General features: G+C 64.4%; 19 protein-coding genes. 11 read left to right on the top strand and 8 right to left on the bottom strand.

Translation table 11 applies throughout. The features are described 5' to 3' along the window. The first annotated feature begins 6 nt into the window (after positions 1-6). Both ACEWPM_RS19015 and ACEWPM_RS19010 read left to right on the top strand, forming a co-directional pair. The gene (locus ACEWPM_RS19015) at positions 7-1,032 is read left to right on the top strand and encodes a GlxA family transcriptional regulator (protein ID WP_393963889.1); all 1,026 of its coding nucleotides are present in this window, start codon (positions 7-9) and stop codon (positions 1,030-1,032) included. A 54-nt stretch (positions 1,033-1,086) separates the two neighbouring features. Beyond that, positions 1,087-1,320: a hypothetical protein gene (locus ACEWPM_RS19010; RefSeq protein ID WP_393963888.1), complete on the top strand. Its 234-nt coding sequence runs from the start codon at positions 1,087-1,089 to the stop codon at positions 1,318-1,320. On the opposite strand, the gene ACEWPM_RS19005 is transcribed toward ACEWPM_RS19010, so the two are convergent. The 6 genes from ACEWPM_RS19005 to ACEWPM_RS18980 form a co-directional block, all read right to left on the bottom strand. Then, complete coding sequence (locus tag ACEWPM_RS19005; RefSeq protein WP_393963887.1) at positions 1,284-2,402, bottom strand: beta-ketoacyl-ACP synthase III; 1,119 nt, start codon at positions 2,400-2,402, stop codon at positions 1,284-1,286. The genes ACEWPM_RS19010 and ACEWPM_RS19005 overlap by 37 nt on opposite strands. Continuing rightward, positions 2,399-3,352: a 2-hydroxyacid dehydrogenase gene (locus tag ACEWPM_RS19000; protein WP_393963886.1), complete on the bottom strand. Its 954-nt coding sequence runs from the start codon at positions 3,350-3,352 to the stop codon at positions 2,399-2,401. The genes ACEWPM_RS19005 and ACEWPM_RS19000 overlap by 4 nt, the downstream gene beginning before the upstream one ends. Further along, positions 3,349-3,687: a tRNA-binding protein gene (locus tag ACEWPM_RS18995; protein ID WP_393963885.1), complete on the bottom strand. Its 339-nt coding sequence runs from the start codon at positions 3,685-3,687 to the stop codon at positions 3,349-3,351. Before ACEWPM_RS18995 ends, ACEWPM_RS19000 begins: the two co-directional genes overlap by 4 nt. Beyond that, entirely contained in the window at positions 3,680-4,495 is an 816-nt protein-coding gene (gene proC, locus ACEWPM_RS18990) for a pyrroline-5-carboxylate reductase (protein ID WP_393963884.1), read from the bottom strand. The genes ACEWPM_RS18995 and proC overlap by 8 nt, the downstream gene beginning before the upstream one ends. Positions 4,496-4,536: 41 nt before the next feature. Continuing rightward, positions 4,537-5,037: a type III secretion system chaperone family protein gene (locus ACEWPM_RS18985; protein ID WP_393963883.1), complete on the bottom strand. Its 501-nt coding sequence runs from the start codon at positions 5,035-5,037 to the stop codon at positions 4,537-4,539. Between the two features lie 217 nt (positions 5,038-5,254). Continuing rightward, positions 5,255-5,494, bottom strand: coding sequence for a hypothetical protein (locus ACEWPM_RS18980; protein ID WP_393963882.1), 240 nt, complete (start codon positions 5,492-5,494; stop codon positions 5,255-5,257). 224 nt (positions 5,495-5,718) lie between these two features. Here ACEWPM_RS18980 and ACEWPM_RS18975 point away from each other — a divergent pair, with 224 nt between their 5' ends. Beyond that, the gene (locus tag ACEWPM_RS18975) at positions 5,719-6,360 is read left to right on the top strand and encodes a hypothetical protein (protein ID WP_393963881.1); all 642 of its coding nucleotides are present in this window, start codon (positions 5,719-5,721) and stop codon (positions 6,358-6,360) included. A 19-nt stretch (positions 6,361-6,379) separates the two neighbouring features. Here the strand turns inward: ACEWPM_RS18975 and ACEWPM_RS18970 are convergent, their stop codons facing one another. Continuing rightward, the gene (locus tag ACEWPM_RS18970; RefSeq protein ID WP_393963880.1) at positions 6,380-6,631 is read right to left on the bottom strand and encodes an accessory factor UbiK family protein; all 252 of its coding nucleotides are present in this window, start codon (positions 6,629-6,631) and stop codon (positions 6,380-6,382) included. A 123-nt stretch (positions 6,632-6,754) separates the two neighbouring features. Here ACEWPM_RS18970 and lgt point away from each other — a divergent pair, with 123 nt between their 5' ends. The 5 genes from lgt to ACEWPM_RS18945 all read left to right on the top strand — a co-directional run bounded on the left by lgt (position 6,755) and on the right by ACEWPM_RS18945 (position 10,752). Then, on the top strand, positions 6,755-7,648 hold the full coding sequence (gene lgt / locus ACEWPM_RS18965; protein ID WP_393963879.1) for a prolipoprotein diacylglyceryl transferase: 894 nt from the start codon (positions 6,755-6,757) through the stop codon (positions 7,646-7,648). Further along, positions 7,645-8,709 (top strand): class I SAM-dependent methyltransferase, encoded by a 1,065-nt coding sequence (locus ACEWPM_RS18960; RefSeq protein ID WP_393963878.1) that lies wholly within the window; start codon positions 7,645-7,647, stop codon positions 8,707-8,709. Before lgt ends, ACEWPM_RS18960 begins: the two co-directional genes overlap by 4 nt. A 10-nt stretch (positions 8,710-8,719) precedes the next feature. Then, a complete protein-coding gene (gene pgeF, locus ACEWPM_RS18955) occupies positions 8,720-9,475 on the top strand; it encodes a peptidoglycan editing factor PgeF (RefSeq protein ID WP_393963877.1) in 756 nt (251 codons plus the stop codon). A gap of 266 nt (positions 9,476-9,741) precedes the next feature. Beyond that, a complete protein-coding gene (locus ACEWPM_RS18950; protein WP_393963876.1) occupies positions 9,742-9,903 on the top strand; it encodes a hypothetical protein in 162 nt (53 codons plus the stop codon). A 42-nt stretch (positions 9,904-9,945) separates the two neighbouring features. Further along, positions 9,946-10,752: a Hint domain-containing protein gene (locus tag ACEWPM_RS18945; protein WP_393963875.1), complete on the top strand. Its 807-nt coding sequence runs from the start codon at positions 9,946-9,948 to the stop codon at positions 10,750-10,752. A gap of 3 nt (positions 10,753-10,755) precedes the next feature. Here ACEWPM_RS18945 and ACEWPM_RS18940 read toward each other — a convergent pair whose 3' ends face one another. Next, positions 10,756-11,256, bottom strand: a complete 501-nt coding sequence (locus ACEWPM_RS18940; RefSeq protein ID WP_393963874.1) for an Lrp/AsnC family transcriptional regulator — start codon at positions 11,254-11,256, stop codon at positions 10,756-10,758. Between the two features lie 202 nt (positions 11,257-11,458). Here ACEWPM_RS18940 and trxB point away from each other — a divergent pair, with 202 nt between their 5' ends. From trxB to ACEWPM_RS18925, 3 genes are read left to right on the top strand one after another with little or no spacing between them, the layout of a single operon-like run. Next, positions 11,459-12,442 (top strand): thioredoxin-disulfide reductase, encoded by a 984-nt coding sequence (gene trxB / locus ACEWPM_RS18935; RefSeq protein ID WP_393963873.1) that lies wholly within the window; start codon positions 11,459-11,461, stop codon positions 12,440-12,442. Continuing rightward, entirely contained in the window at positions 12,439-12,765 is a 327-nt protein-coding gene (locus ACEWPM_RS18930; protein ID WP_393963872.1) for a ribonuclease E inhibitor RraB, read from the top strand. Before trxB ends, ACEWPM_RS18930 begins: the two co-directional genes overlap by 4 nt. Continuing rightward, positions 12,762-13,565: an MBL fold metallo-hydrolase gene (locus ACEWPM_RS18925; RefSeq protein WP_393963871.1), complete on the top strand. Its 804-nt coding sequence runs from the start codon at positions 12,762-12,764 to the stop codon at positions 13,563-13,565. The genes ACEWPM_RS18930 and ACEWPM_RS18925 overlap by 4 nt, the downstream gene beginning before the upstream one ends. Positions 13,566-13,839: the final 274 nt, after the last annotated feature.

Here is a 13,839-nt window from a genome sequence, read left to right as displayed (position 1 = left end):
CAGGGCTTGGCCAGCATCGTAACGCTGGCGCAAGCGGCTATCGTGCAGTATCAGACAGCCATGATGCAGAAATGGACAAAACCGCGCGATGCCCCGACGACCATTGCCTTCCTGCTCTTCGACAGGTTTTCGAACCTTTGCCTTGCCAACTGCCTTGAGCCGCTGCGCGCCGCGAATTCGGTCAGTCGCGCAGATCTTTTCCAGTGGCGCATCGCCACTCTGACGGGTGAGCCTGCGCGCAGCTCCAGCGGGATGCAGGTGCTGCCACATGATGCGCTGGGGCGCTTGGAGCGCTGTGATTATCTATTTATTCTGATAAGTTACGATCACATCCGCCACGACACACCCCTCGTGCGCAAGGCCCTGCGCACCGCCGCCGGGCGGGCGCGGATCGTCGTCGGTATGGATGCAGGTCCGTGGCTGATGGCCTCGGCAGGCCTCCTCTCGGGGCGGCGCGCAACACTGCATTGGGATCTGCAAGATGCCTTCGCCGAGCGGTTCCTAGATGTCGATGTCGAGCGCAGCAGGGTCACGCGCGACGGGCCGGTCATCACCTGCGCCGGCGCGATGAGCGCACTGGATCTGATGATGGAGGTGATCGCGCATCATGGCGGTATGGCGGTGCGCCTGGATGTCGAGGACCAGTTCATGCATGGCAGCGATACCTCAGCCGCCCTGCCGCAAGGCGACGCGTATCAAAATGATGCGCTTGTGCGCGGCGCGCTCGCGCAGATGCGCGCCAATGTCGAGCGGCCCCTTCCGCTTGCCGCCATAGCGCAGCAGCTGCATTGCCAGCCCCGCACGCTGGACCGGCATTTCCGCCGTGCGCTGGGCGCGCCACCGGGAACAGTCTATCGCCATCTGCGCCTGTCCGAGGCGCGCAAGCTGCTGGACAGCACCGTGCTGCCCGTGGGCGAGATCGCCGTGCGCTGCGGCTACGATTCCCCCGCCGCCATGGCGCGGGCGATGCGCCAGCGCTACGGCGCGGCCCCGGGCGCGCTGAGAGCCGGGCCGCCGCAAGGCCGGCGGTAACGCGGAACGGCAGCCCACAGCCAGACGTTGTTACAATGGCAAGGAGGAAATTCCATGGACAAGCTACTGGTATTCCTGACGCTCCTCAGCGGAACGGCCATATCCGGCGCGTTGATCGCCATATGTTTCTCGCTGGGTTACACATCGTTCTGGGCTGTGCTGGCTTCGATCGTAGCGGCGTTCAGCATCGCATGGCCCGGTGCGCAGATCGCGGTCCAAGGCATCCGCGCAGCGCGGCAAGCGCGCGATGATCAGGCCCGCTCGACCAAGACCGACCCCACCGAATAACCCGCGCCGAAAGAGCAGATCATGCCCTTGGCGCCTGGCGGCAGGTCGCTACTGTATTTTGAAAATGCGATGATGGATCCGGCCGAGGACGTGTTGGCGTAGTCCTGCAGGATATTCGGCTGCTCCAGCGGTGTTGGCGTGCGGCCCATAACCTTGCGCCCGATGAAGTCGTTCATCGCCTTGTTGGCCTGATGCAGCCACAGACGGCTCAGCGCATCCGGCGCGATCCCCGCCTCGACCAGATGATCGGCGATATGGGTCGAGACCAGCGGCAGCACCTCTTTGAAAACGCGCCGCCCTTCCTGCATGAACTGCATGTCGCGCCGGTCCTCCATCTGGTCATGGGCGCGGCGCAAAAAACCGTCATTGTTGCGGATATTGTTGGAAAATTGCGTCGCGCAGCGGGTGCCGAGAACGCGAAAATGCCCGCCCTTTGCACGTTCCTCGGGCTCGATCACCACTGCCGTGCAGACATCGCCGAAGATGAAATGGCAATCGCGGTCACGCCATTCCAGATGTGCGCTGCAAATCTCGGGGCTGACCACGATGGCGCAGCGCGCGCCGCCCGCGCGCATCATGTCCGCCGCCGCCTTGATCCCGAACGTCGCCGAGGAGCAGGCAACGTTCATGTCGAAAGCAAAACCTTGAGCGCCCAGAAGATCCTGAATTTCCACCGCAATCGCCGGATAGGCCCGCTCGTGGTTCGACGCGGCGCAGATGATCAGGTCGACCTCCGCCGCGTTACGATCGGCCTCTGCCAGCGCCTTTTGGCAGGCATCCAGCGCCATTTCCGCCATCAGACCTGGCTGATCATCGCGGCGGGGCGGCAGGCGCGGATGCATGACCTCGGGGTCGAGGATGCCCGATTTCTCCATCACGTAGCGCTGATGGATGCCTGAGGCATTCACGATGAAGGCGCTGCTGGAATGCGCCCTGGCGGGCACGTCGCCGGCCGCGATCTCCGCAGCGTGATCGGCGTTGTACCCATTCACATAGGCGTTGAACGCCGTCACCAGCTCGTCATTCTTAATGACATGCGGCGGCGTGAAGACACCGCTGCCGGTGATGGCGGGCTGGCTCATGTCACCGCATTGGGCGGTGTCTCCCCCGCGAAAAACGCGCGCAGGTTCTCGACTGCCAGCATCCCCATCGCTTCGCGCACTTCCAGCGCGGCGGTGCCCAGATGCGGCAGCAGCACTGCATTCTCCAGCGCGATCAGTTCGGCCGGCACCTTCGGCTCATGCTCATACACATCAAGGCCCGCGCCAGCGATTTGGCCCGATTGCAGCGCCTCGATCAGCGCCGCCTCATCCACCACGTCGCCGCGTGAGATGTTGATGAAATGCGCGTGGTCCTGCATCGCGGCAAAGGCTTCGGCCCCGATGAGGTGATGCGTCTCGGCCCCGCCCGGCACGCAGGTAATGACCACATCGGCCCGCGCGGCCAGCGCCTCGATGCTGTCCATCTGCTCGGCAGGCAGGTCCAGCGATTTCCGGGACCGGTTCTGATAGATCACCTTCATGCCAAAGCCATGATGGCAGCGCCTGGCGATCGCCTGGCCGATGCGGCCCATACCGACGATGCCCACCGTCTTGCCGCCCAGGTGCAGGCCCAGCATCTGGGTCGGGTGCCACCCCTCCCACGTGCCGCTGCGCACCATCCGCTCGCCCTCGCCCGCGCGGCGCGCGCTCATCAACATGAGGGTCATGGCGATATCCGCAGTCGCGTCGGTCACGGCGCCCGGCGTGTTGGTGACGGTGATGCCGCAGGCGCGCGCGGCGTCCACGTCGATATGGTTGTAGCCCACGCCGAAATTGGCCAGCACCTTGCAGCGGTGGCCGCCATCCTCGAAGACATCGGCATCGAAATTGTCACGCAGCGTCGGCAGAACACCATCATAAAGAGCCAGCGCCGCCCGCATCTCGGCAGGTTTCATCGGCAACGTGCTTTCGCGCACCTCGACGTCGAAATGCGCCTCGGCGGCGGCGATGACGCTTGCAGGCAGGGGGCGGGTCAGGAAAATGCGGCTCAATGCATCCGCCCTCCGATGGGCACATCCTGATCCGGGGACAGCAGTACAATCTCACCCTCCGCGTCCGCGACACCCAGAACCAACACCTCGGACATGAAGGGACCGATCTGGCGCGGCGGGAAGTTGACGACGCCCATCACCATGCGGCCCGTCAAGGCCTCCGGCGTGTAATGCTTGGTCACTTGCGCCGACGTCTTGCGCTCGCCGATCTCGTCGCCGAAGTCGATCCACATCTTGATCGCGGGCTTGCGCGCCTCGGGAAAGGGCTCGGCCCGGATGACGCGGCCCACGCGGATATCCACCTTGAGAAAGTCGTCGAAGGTGATCTCAGCCATTCTTGAGTTCCCGCGACCGGTTTGCGGCGGCCCCCACCGTGCGGCGCATGAGATCCGGCAGGCCGTTATGCTCGTCCATCAGCACCTCCAGCCCTGCCTGCGTGGTGCCATTGGGACTGGTCACGTTGACACGCAGCTCGGACGGCGTCTCTTTGGCATTTTCGGCCAGCGCGCCTGCGCCTGCGACGGTCGCCTGCGCCAGTTGCATCGCCAGTTCGGGGGCCAGCCCTTCAGCCTCGCCAGCCTTGGCCATGCATTCGATCATGTGAAAAACATACGCGGGGCCCGAGCCGGAAACGCCGGTCACGGCATCCATCTGGTCCTCGGTCTCAAGCCGCACGACCTGCCCCACGGCGGTCAGCAGCGTCTCGGCCAGATCCAGTTGGGCGCTGCTGGCGTGGACATTGCCGATGATCGCGGTGATCCCCCGGCCCACGGCCGCGGGCGTATTTGGCATGGCGCGGATGATCGGGCTTTGCGCGCCCAGCGCGTCCTCGAAGGCGGAAATCGGCGTACCTGCGGCGACAGAGATGAAGAGCGTCGTTCCGTTGCCCATTTCCTTCAGGGAGGGGAGCGCGTCGCCCATCATCTGCGGCTTGACCGCGATCAGCACGATGCCGGGCGCTTCGGGCAGATCACCGTTGATGGTGACACCGGTCGATTTCAGCCAGTCGGACGGCTTGGGGTCGATCACCCAGACCGAGGAGGCCGGCAATCCGCCATTTAGCCAGCCTTCCAGCATGGCGCCGCCCATCTTGCCGCAGCCCAGCAGCACGAGGCCTTTTTCGGCCACAAAATCCATATCCATATCTCGTCCCTTTCGCCTGTTTTCAGGTTCAGGGCGTGAGGTTACGCGCGGCCATACGCCTCTGCAATGGCAACCTGCATGGCATCGCGCGGAGTACGATCACCCCACAGCACCAGTTGGAAGGCGGGGTAGTAGCGCTCGGCGTTGAGAACTGCGGCTGTAATGATGCTGTCGATCTGCTCGGGCGACGCGACCTGCCCGCCAGACATCAGCAGGCCATAGCGATAGACCATCAGTTTCTGCTCGCTCCAGTAGGTAAATGCGCCAGCCCAGCACTGGTCGTTGACCTCGTTCAGCGCCTCGTAGAGTACCGGCAGCTTTTCGCCGGGAGGGTCCAGTTCGAAGGTACAGACCATGCGCAGCGTTTCGTCATAAGCTGACCAGGCCAGCGTGATCGAATAGGTGCGCCACTGACCCTCGACCGCCATCGCGATCTGGTCATCGCCAACGCGATCGAATTGCCAGTCATTATGTTCGGCAAGGTTCTCGACCATGTCGATAGGGTGAATATCGTCTGTCAAAAATTGCTCGGACAATGCCATGTCGTCACCTTTGGGTTCGCTCCGGCGGAGGGGATCTGGCGCCCCCAAACACTGGATGACTGCTCAAGTGGATGGGGTTTAGCCCCTTCCTATTACCAGATATGGTGCGCCACCTGCAGCGTTCTGTAAAGCAATTTGTTGGGGATAACCGCAATAAGTTGTGGACGGAATGCCCCGCGCCGCTAGATCACGGGGACCACAAAGCAGGTAGTGGGCGCTACTCGCTCCGCTCAGGCCGATTGCGCATGCCCAGACGCCGGATGCAGGCCGTCAGCAGCCCCATCTCGTCAAGGGCCATCAGATCCTCGACCAGGCTGTCGACCGTGCGGGTATAGGCAACGATCGCCGCGTCGCGGCGCAGACGATCAGGAGCGTCACGTGTGATCTGTCGCAGCATGCGAAGACGGGCAAGACGGTCCTGGATCGCGCGCACATGGCTTGCTGCGCGGTCGCTCATCCGGCACGCCCGGCGAGGTTGCCAGCCCGCACGGCACGGTCCGACGGGCTGGCCCGTTTCGACAAAAAATTCCGCGGGCGCCCCAACGCAACACACCCCATGGGAGAACCCCCCGGTAGAACACACTCTATACTGGTAACCCACGGAAAACGTGGAAACATTCGCACAGCGTGTAAAATTTTAACCGACTAGTCAATAAGTTTCGAACGTGCATTATCGCGCGCATGTCACACTTCGATTTGCAAACACTGCGCGATGTCGCCAACGAAGGGATCGCTCGCCACGGGCTGCGCGGCTATGCGCGCAAGCTGGGGCTGGATGTCAGCACCATGCGCAGCCTCCGTGATGGCCGTGACATGCAGATATCGAAGCTGATCCGGATCATCGCCGCGATGGACATGACACTCACGATGGAGCCCGTCAGCCCGCAACGCGGCGCGCGCGGCTCTGACGAGGCCGCGGCTACAGAGATGGCCCGCATCGCTTATCACCCGCTGGCGCAGCCGCTTGGGGCCAAAGACGAAACGTATTCCCCTATCGCGGTCGATGCCGGATGGCTGCTGCAACATGGCTGGAATAGCGAAGATCTGCGCGCCGTCATCGCACCTGAAAGGAGCCTCGTGCCTGAGGGGGCGCTATGTCTTCTGGACTGCAAGATATCCTGGCCCGGCGCACATGCGCTCTGGGCCTGCCTGGAGGGTGACCGGATCACCATCAGCCATGTGGGTCGCCCCGAGCCGGGAATGCTCCTCTTTGCCGGGGCTGATCCGGCAGAGGCGCCTCGCATCGTGACAGGCCCCGCACTGGACCGGATCACCCCGCTGGGCCGCGTCATCTGGGCCGGATCGTGGATACCCAGCGCCTGAAACCGGCGCTGAGAACCGTTTAGCGGCGGTCTTTGGAGGCTTCCATAGCGTCAAGACGCGCCTTCAGCGCCTCATTTTCCTCGCGGGCCTTCTGCGCCATGGCGCGCACTGCGTCGAACTCTTCGCGCGTGACGAAATCGCGATCGGCCAGCCAGCGGTCGATCATCGAGGACATCGCCGTCTCGGCCTCCTGACGCGCGCCTTGGGCCACGCCCATCGCGTTGGTCATCAGTTGCGAGATGTCGTCCATCACTTTGTTGCGGGTTTGCATAGCTGTCTCCTGTGGCGTTGCGGCACTGCCGCCTGTTATCCCCAATATGGGCCGCGCACGCTCCGATCACAAGATGCGCGCACCCCGTTGACTTCCCCCCTCGCGCGCGGTCATGACATCGCCATGATAGCAGCCATCCCCTTCCCCGACATCTCGCCCGAGCTGTTCTCGATCTCCATCTTCGGCATGGAGTTCGCGCTGCGCTGGTATGCGCTGGCCTATATCGCCGGCATCCTGATTGGCTGGCGCCTCGTGCTGGGCGCGGTAAGGCGCCCTGCCCTATGGGGCAAGGACGGCCCCGTGATGACTGCCAAGCAGGTCGAGGATCTGCTGTTCTGGGCCATTCTGGGCGTCATTCTGGGCGGACGGCTGGGCTTTGTGCTCTTCTACCAGTCGGGCTATTACCTGTCGAACCCGGCGGAGATCCTGCAGGTCTGGCAGGGCGGCATGTCGTTTCACGGCGGCATGTTGGGCGTGCTCATCGCCTGTGTTGCCTTTTCGATGCGCCACGGGCTGCGGATGCTGTCGGTCGGCGATTTGCTGGCCATGGCCGCGCCCATCGGTCTGGCGCTGGGGCGGATCGCGAATTTCATCAATGCCGAGCTTTGGGGCCGGCAAACCGATCTGCCCTGGGGCGTGATCTTTCCGGGCGCGGCGGCGCAGGATTGCGGCGACATCACGGGCCTCTGCGCGCGCCATCCGTCGCAACTCTACGAGGCGCTTCTGGAAGGCGTCCTGCTGGGCGCGGTCCTGATTTGGCTGGCCTACCGGCGCGGTGCGTTGAAATCGCCGGGCTGGATCTCGGGCTGCTTCTTCATTGGCTACGGCGCGGCGCGCTTTGCGGTGGAATTCGTGCGCCAGGCCGATGCGCAATTCTGGTCGCCGGAAAATCCGCTGGGCCATGCGCTGCAATTCGGCGGCGGATATGGCCTGACGATGGGCCAGCTTTTGTCGCTGCCGATGATCGCGTTCGGCCTGCTCCTCTTGGCGATGCAGGTGCGACGCAAGCCTCGATGAGCGATCTTGCCCGCCTTTTGATCGCGCAGATCGACGCGGACGGGCCGATGACGCTGGCCGACTACATGTCCGCCTGCCTGATGCATCCGCAGCACGGCTACTATGCCACGCGTGATCCCCTGGGCGCGGCGGGCGATTTTACCACCGCGCCCGAGATCAGCCAGATGTTCGGCGAATTGATGGGCCTCGCCCTTGCCCAGACGTGGCTGGATCAAGGCGCGCCCACCCCCTTCGCACTGGCCGAGCTGGGGCCGGGCCGCGGCACTCTGATGGCCGATATCCTGCGCGCCACCCGTGCCGTGCCCGGCTTTCACGCGGCCGCGGAGGTGCATCTGGTTGAAACCTCGCCCACATTGCGCGGCGTGCAGGCCCGCACGCTGGAGGGACATGCGCCCGAATGGCATGCCAGCGTCGAAACTCTGCCGGACCTGCCGCTCTTTGCCGTCGCCAACGAGTTTTTCGACGCGCTGCCGATCCGGCAGGCGCAGCGCAGCGGCGACAGCTGGCGCGAGCGCATGGTGACGCGGCAGGCGGACCGCCTGACCTCCGCGCTCAGCGCGCCCACGCTCTTGCCAATGCTGACGCACCGGCTGGAGGATACGGAAGAAGGAGACATCGTGGAGTTTAGCCCCGTTACCACGCGCATCGCGGCGGAACTGGGCAGGCGCATCGCGAACAAGGGCGGCACGGCCCTGATCGTCGATTACGGCGACTGGCGCGCCCTCGGCGATACATTCCAGGCGCTGCGCGCCCATGCGCCCTCCGATCCCTTTGATGCGCCCGGCGATGCCGACCTGACCGCGCATGTCGATTTCGAGGCACTGGCGCTGGCCGCGGCGCCTGCCCGCCATACCCGCCTGACTGCGCAAGGCGTCTTTCTCGAACGGCTGGGCATCACCCAGCGCGCGCAAAAACTGGCGGCGGCGCTAAGCGGCGAGGCGCTAAGCGCGCATGTCGCGGCACATCGGCGCTTGACGCATCCCTCGGAAATGGGAACGCTCTTCAAGGTGATGGCCCTTTATCCCGAAGGCGCCGTACCGCCGCCAGGCTTGCTCGGATAAGAAAGGTGCCATGACCCTCGAAATCCTGACCGCCGATAGTCTTTCACCCATGCGCCACGGGTTCTTCACCCGGCGGGGCGGCGCGTCATCGGGGATATTCGCGGGGCTGAATTGCGGCCACGGCTCCAGCGATCAGCAGGAAATCGTCGCGATCAACCGTGCCCGCGTGGCCGACGCGATGGGCGTGCCGTCCGAGCATCTGCAAAACGTGAACCAGGTGCATTCGGCGGATGTGATCACGCTGGACGCCCCCCTGCCCGAGCGGCCCTGCGCCGACGGGCTGATCACCCGCACGCCGGGCCTCGCCATCGCCGTGCTGACCGCGGATTGCCAACCAGTTCTCTTTGCCGATGCCGAGGCGGGCGTGATCGCTGCGGCCCATGCGGGTTGGCGCGGCGCGCTCGGCGGCGTCTTGGAGGCGACAGTGGACGCGATGGTCGCACTCGGGGCTGCGCGCGAGCGGATCAGCGCCGTCATCGGCCCCTCGATCAGCCAAGATGCATACGAGGTCGGACCGGATTTCATGGCCGCCTTCATAACCGAGAATGCCGATCACGCGCGTTTCTTCACCCCTGGCACCGAGGGCCGGATGCAGTTCGACCTGCCCGCCTTCGGCCTATCGCGGTTGCGTGCGGCGGGGATCGGCCATGCCGAGTGGACGGGCCATTGCACCTATGGCGACGAGGACCGATTCTATTCCTATCGCCGCACCACCCACCGCAGCGAGGCGGATTACGGCAGGCTGATCGCTGCGATCCGGCTCTAGGCCGCAGCGCATCTGGGGCGCAATTGCCCCAGGATTGCCCAAGTTTGTGCGCCGCCTCCTGCCGCCGAACCAGAACAGGCGGCCTGCGAGGCAAGACAACGCCCATGAAATCAGGTGGATTGTGCCCGATACGGCAACCCCGTCGAAAAAAGCTGGTGCCGCACCCATTGTCACGGAGCGGCCTAATCCCTGCCGCAAATCGCTGGCAGTTTGACCAATGAGCACACAATCAGACCCGCTTGGCGGGCATGACAAGGAGATTTCAGATGAGCACGACCAGCAAACCGCAAAGGCGTTGGATGACATCGGCCCTCAAGACCGCTGCGGGCGACATGCCGGCCCTGCCGTTCCAGCGCGGACAGCGCAAATCGTTTTCGCAGCGCACGGGCCTGTTCCGCCTGCGCCCGCGCACGCTGCGCAGCGCCTGATTCCTCCCGTTTACGGGCCCGAAAAGGAAGGCACGCCGCATCATGGTCTATACCCCGTCCGCCCTCACGCTCGGCAGTGCGCTGCGGGCCAATATCGGCGATGCGGATGATCTGCGCCCGCGCGGCCGCGATGGGATGGACCTGGGCAACCCGGCCGAACCCGTGCGCCCGTGCGAGATTTCCTATCTGCGCGGCGATGGCACCATTGGCACGGCCCGCCCTTCGGTGCCCGCCCATCCGGTGTTCGACAGTGCTTTTTCCGCCTTTGCGCGCGGCACGCTGATCGCCACGACGCGCGGCCCGGTCGCGATCGAGGATCTGGACCCGGGCATGAAGGTCGTCACGAACGAGCGGGGTCCCTCGCCTGTTTTGTGGATCGGCTGCATGACGTGGCCTCAGCCGAGTGACGGGATCGACCCCGGCGCAAGCCGCGCCCGACTGACGCGCATCCAGACCGGCGCACTTGGACTTGGGCGGCCCCTGGCCGATGTCGTCGTTGGCCCCGGCGCGCGGATTGCGCAGCGCCGCGATGGCAATACCGGTGCGGCCCATACCGACCAGATCATGCGCCCGCTGCACGAGATGACCGACGGCATGCATGTCATCGCGCTCAGCCCTCCGGGCGATCTGGAACTTTATCATATCGCGCTTCGCCGCCATGCAACGATCACGGCGGCAGGCCTCGGTTTCGAGACCTATCACCCCGGCCCGGGCTTCGAGACGCAGCTGACGCAGCGCCAGCTTGGCCTCTTCATCAGCCTTTTCCCGCACCTGATGCGACCCAGCGATTTCGGCGGCCTCGCGCATCCGCGCGCGCCCCTCGGCACTGGGGGGCGGGCAATCGCCTGAGGATCAGGCGTCGCGCGCCAGCCGCTCTTCCAGCACTTCGAATGGCACACCGGGCTGATCCTTGGCGCCGCGGATCACCAGCGCGGTCTTGACGCTGGCCACGTTGGCCGCCGCCGTCAGCTCTTCGGTCAGGAATCGCTGGAATGTGCTGAGGTCGGGCGCCACGCATTTCAGGATGAAATCCACCTCGCCGTTCAGCATGTGGCACTCGCGCACCAGCGGCCAGTCACGACAGCGCGCCTCGAAGGCGCTCAGATCGGATTCGGCCTGGCTTTGCAGGCCGACATTGGCAAAGACCTGCACTTCAAAGCCCAGCTCGCGCGGGTCGACATCGGCGTGATAGCCGCGAATATAGCCCGCCTCCTCCAATGTGCGCACACGGCGCAGGCAGGGCGGGGCGGAAATACCGACGCGCTTGGCAAGTTCGACATTGGTCATGCGGCCATCGGCCTGAAGCTCGGCCAAAATCTTGCGGTCGATCGGGTCCAGACGGGTGGTGGCCATACTGCCTCAACTCTCATTCAATTTCGCGATTGTTATATCAACCGCGCCAATGCGCGCAACAATCTTTCGTAGCTGCGCAAGATCGTTGCGCGTCATACCGCAGCATTCGCAGGGGAAGCAACCCCGGTTTGCAAGGGGTTTCACCGCGCCCCGCGTGAGGCTATATGGGGCGCAGATCCCAGACCAGCGAGAGGCAAGGCACATGGCCGGCACAAAAAAGACCAAGGTTCTGATCATCGGCTCCGGCCCCGCAGGCTATACCGCTGCTGTTTATGCCAGTCGCGCCATGCTGGAGCCTGTTCTGGTTCAGGGCATCGAGCCGGGTGGCCAGCTGACCACCACGACCGAGGTCGAGAACTGGCCCGGCGACACCGAGGTACAAGGCCCCGACCTGATGGTTCGGATGGAGGCCCATGCCAAGGCGATGGGGGCGGAAGTGATCGGTGATATCATCAGCTCGATCGACTTTTCCAAACGCCCCTATGTCTGCCAATCCGACAGCGGCACCGAGTACGTGGCCGATGCGATCATCCTGTGCACCGGCGCACGCGCCAAATGGCTGGGTCTGCCCAGCGAAGAAAAGTTCAAGGGCTTTGGCGTCAGCGCTTGCGCCACCTGCGACGGCTTTTTCTATCGCGGTCAGGAGATCGTTGTTGTCGGCGGCGGCAACACGGCTGTGGAGGAGGCGCTGTTCCTCACCAATTTCGCCTCCAAGGTCACGCTGATCCACCGCCGGGACGAGTTGCGCGCCGAGCGCATCCTGATCGACCGGCTGGAGAAGAACCCCAAGATCCATCCCCTCTGGTTCCACGAGTTGGATGAGGTCTATGGCACCGACAATCCGCTGGGCGTCGAGGGTGTGAAGGTCAAGCACACCAAGACCGGCGAGATTACCGACATCCCCGCCAAGGGCGTCTTCATCGCCATCGGCCACGCCCCCTCGAACGAGTTGGTCAAGGACGTGCTGGAGACGCATATGGGCGGCTATGTCGTGACCAAACCCGACAGTACCGAAACCTCCCTGCCCGGTGTCTTTGCCGCCGGGGATCTGACCGATCACAAATACCGACAGGCGGTGACCAGCGCCGGAATGGGCTGCATGGCAGCATTGGAGGCGGAGCGCTGGCTGGCCGAACATGGCATGGCCGAAAATGAGGACGCAGTGAACGCGGCCCCCGCCGAATGACCCACGACTTCGCTGCTCAAAAGGCCGAGACATACGCCGTCTGGGCGGAAATCACCGAGGCCGCCGATCTGCCGGATGTGGCGGATATCGATTATGCTTTTGTCCCCGGCAACGGCGCCGAGTGGGACGCCGCGGAGCTTGCCCTGAGCGAGGCGGGATTCGAAACGGCGCGCGTCAAGGATGAGGAAGGCATCCCCTACCTCGCCGCCTGCCTGCCCGATCAGCCCGCCACGGCAATGTCCGTCTGGTTGGGTGAAGAAGCCGCGACACGGCTGGTTCTGCCGCATGGGTTTCAGCCCGACGGCTGGGGCTTCGAGGGATGAGCGCGGCGGACTGGTACAAACTGGTTCCGGTCGCCGCTGGCGTCACCGCCATCGGTGAGCCACGCTATCATCAGCAGAACTGGAGCTATCTGATCTGCGGCAAGGATCGTGCGCTGCTCTTCGATACCGGATCCTATTACGGCACCCTGCCCCCGGTGATCGCCGAGCTGACAGACCTGCCGCTGACGGTTCTGCCATCGCATATGCATTATGATCATCTGGGCAATATCATCGGTTTCGACCACGTCGCCCTGCCAGACCTGCCGGTGCTGCGCGCCTGCGAGGATGGCACGGGCCATGTCACACCCTCGGACACGCTCTTTCTAGGTGACCGCGAAGAGCGCAGTGCGCCTCGCTTCGCCGTTACCGAATGGTTGGCCCTGGACAGCGTGATCGACTTGGGCGGGCGCCAGCTGACACTGCTCCATACGCCCGGTCACTCGCCCGACAGCGTATCGCTCTGGGATGCCGAGGCCGGGCTGCTCTTTGCCGCCGACTACCTCTACGAGGGCGCGCTTTATGCGCAGGTGCCGGGCGCCTCGCTGGCTGAGTATCTGGAAACCGCCGGCCGTCTTTCCACACTGGTTCCCGGGGATGCGCGCCTTTTCGGCGCCCATGGCGATGCCCCGGATGAGGCGACGGCCCAGCCGCCGGTCCTGCCCGCCTCGACCCTGGGGCGTCTGATGATCTGTCTGTCGGACCTCATGACCGCACCGCCTCCTGCCGAGGGCGAGGTGCGCCGCGTGCCCGTGCAACCGGGCGTCGATCTGTTGGTCAATGCCGAGGCGTTGGCGCGCTGATCGCCGAACGATTGCGACCTTGACGCGCCAGATTGCGGAAAAATCGTCCTTAGGAGCCTCAATCGGGTCTCTGCGCTAGACTTATCCTGCCTTGGCGCGTTAAGGCGCCGCCAAACGGCCAGTCAAGCGCCGCGATCCGTCAGCATACCGGCAGGCAATTTCCAAAGGCGATTCCCATGACGACCCTCAGCAATCTCACCCCGATCCCGGAACTATACGTCAGCCACGAGTCTGCGCAGAAGCTGAAGGTGGAGGCGGCGGATCTGGTCAGCCA

Source organism: Roseovarius maritimus (assembly GCF_043355895.2).
In the GTDB taxonomy this organism is placed as follows: Bacteria; Pseudomonadota; Alphaproteobacteria; order Rhodobacterales; family Rhodobacteraceae; genus Roseovarius; species Roseovarius maritimus.
The sequence above is the reverse complement of the archived record's forward strand: the minus strand, read 5'-3'. Positions and strand labels throughout refer to the sequence as shown.

What these genes read in the sequence shown, in the direction of transcription:
- ACEWPM_RS18925 (WP_393963871.1), top strand. Translation starts at nt 12,762, where the DNA reads ATGAGCGCGGCGGACTGGTACAAACTGGTTCCGGTCGCCGCTGGCGTC.
- ACEWPM_RS18940 (WP_393963874.1), bottom strand. Translation starts at nt 11,256, where the DNA reads ATGGCCACCACCCGTCTGGACCCGATCGACCGCAAGATTTTGGCCGAG.
- ACEWPM_RS18960 (WP_393963878.1), top strand. Translation starts at nt 7,645, where the DNA reads ATGAGCGATCTTGCCCGCCTTTTGATCGCGCAGATCGACGCGGACGGG.
- ACEWPM_RS18975 (WP_393963881.1), top strand. Translation starts at nt 5,719, where the DNA reads ATGTCACACTTCGATTTGCAAACACTGCGCGATGTCGCCAACGAAGGG.
- ACEWPM_RS18950 (WP_393963876.1), top strand. Translation starts at nt 9,742, where the DNA reads ATGAGCACGACCAGCAAACCGCAAAGGCGTTGGATGACATCGGCCCTC.
- lgt (WP_393963879.1), top strand. Translation starts at nt 6,755, where the DNA reads ATGATAGCAGCCATCCCCTTCCCCGACATCTCGCCCGAGCTGTTCTCG.
- proC (WP_393963884.1), bottom strand. Translation starts at nt 4,495, where the DNA reads ATGGATATGGATTTTGTGGCCGAAAAAGGCCTCGTGCTGCTGGGCTGC.
- ACEWPM_RS18995 (WP_393963885.1), bottom strand. Translation starts at nt 3,687, where the DNA reads ATGGCTGAGATCACCTTCGACGACTTTCTCAAGGTGGATATCCGCGTG.
- ACEWPM_RS18945 (WP_393963875.1), top strand. Translation starts at nt 9,946, where the DNA reads ATGGTCTATACCCCGTCCGCCCTCACGCTCGGCAGTGCGCTGCGGGCC.
- ACEWPM_RS18970 (WP_393963880.1), bottom strand. Translation starts at nt 6,631, where the DNA reads ATGCAAACCCGCAACAAAGTGATGGACGACATCTCGCAACTGATGACC.
- ACEWPM_RS18930 (WP_393963872.1), top strand. Translation starts at nt 12,439, where the DNA reads ATGACCCACGACTTCGCTGCTCAAAAGGCCGAGACATACGCCGTCTGG.
- pgeF (WP_393963877.1), top strand. Translation starts at nt 8,720, where the DNA reads ATGACCCTCGAAATCCTGACCGCCGATAGTCTTTCACCCATGCGCCAC.
- ACEWPM_RS19005 (WP_393963887.1), bottom strand. Translation starts at nt 2,402, where the DNA reads ATGAGCCAGCCCGCCATCACCGGCAGCGGTGTCTTCACGCCGCCGCAT.
- trxB (WP_393963873.1), top strand. Translation starts at nt 11,459, where the DNA reads ATGGCCGGCACAAAAAAGACCAAGGTTCTGATCATCGGCTCCGGCCCC.
- ACEWPM_RS18985 (WP_393963883.1), bottom strand. Translation starts at nt 5,037, where the DNA reads ATGGCATTGTCCGAGCAATTTTTGACAGACGATATTCACCCTATCGAC.
- ACEWPM_RS18980 (WP_393963882.1), bottom strand. Translation starts at nt 5,494, where the DNA reads ATGAGCGACCGCGCAGCAAGCCATGTGCGCGCGATCCAGGACCGTCTT.
- ACEWPM_RS19010 (WP_393963888.1), top strand. Translation starts at nt 1,087, where the DNA reads ATGGACAAGCTACTGGTATTCCTGACGCTCCTCAGCGGAACGGCCATA.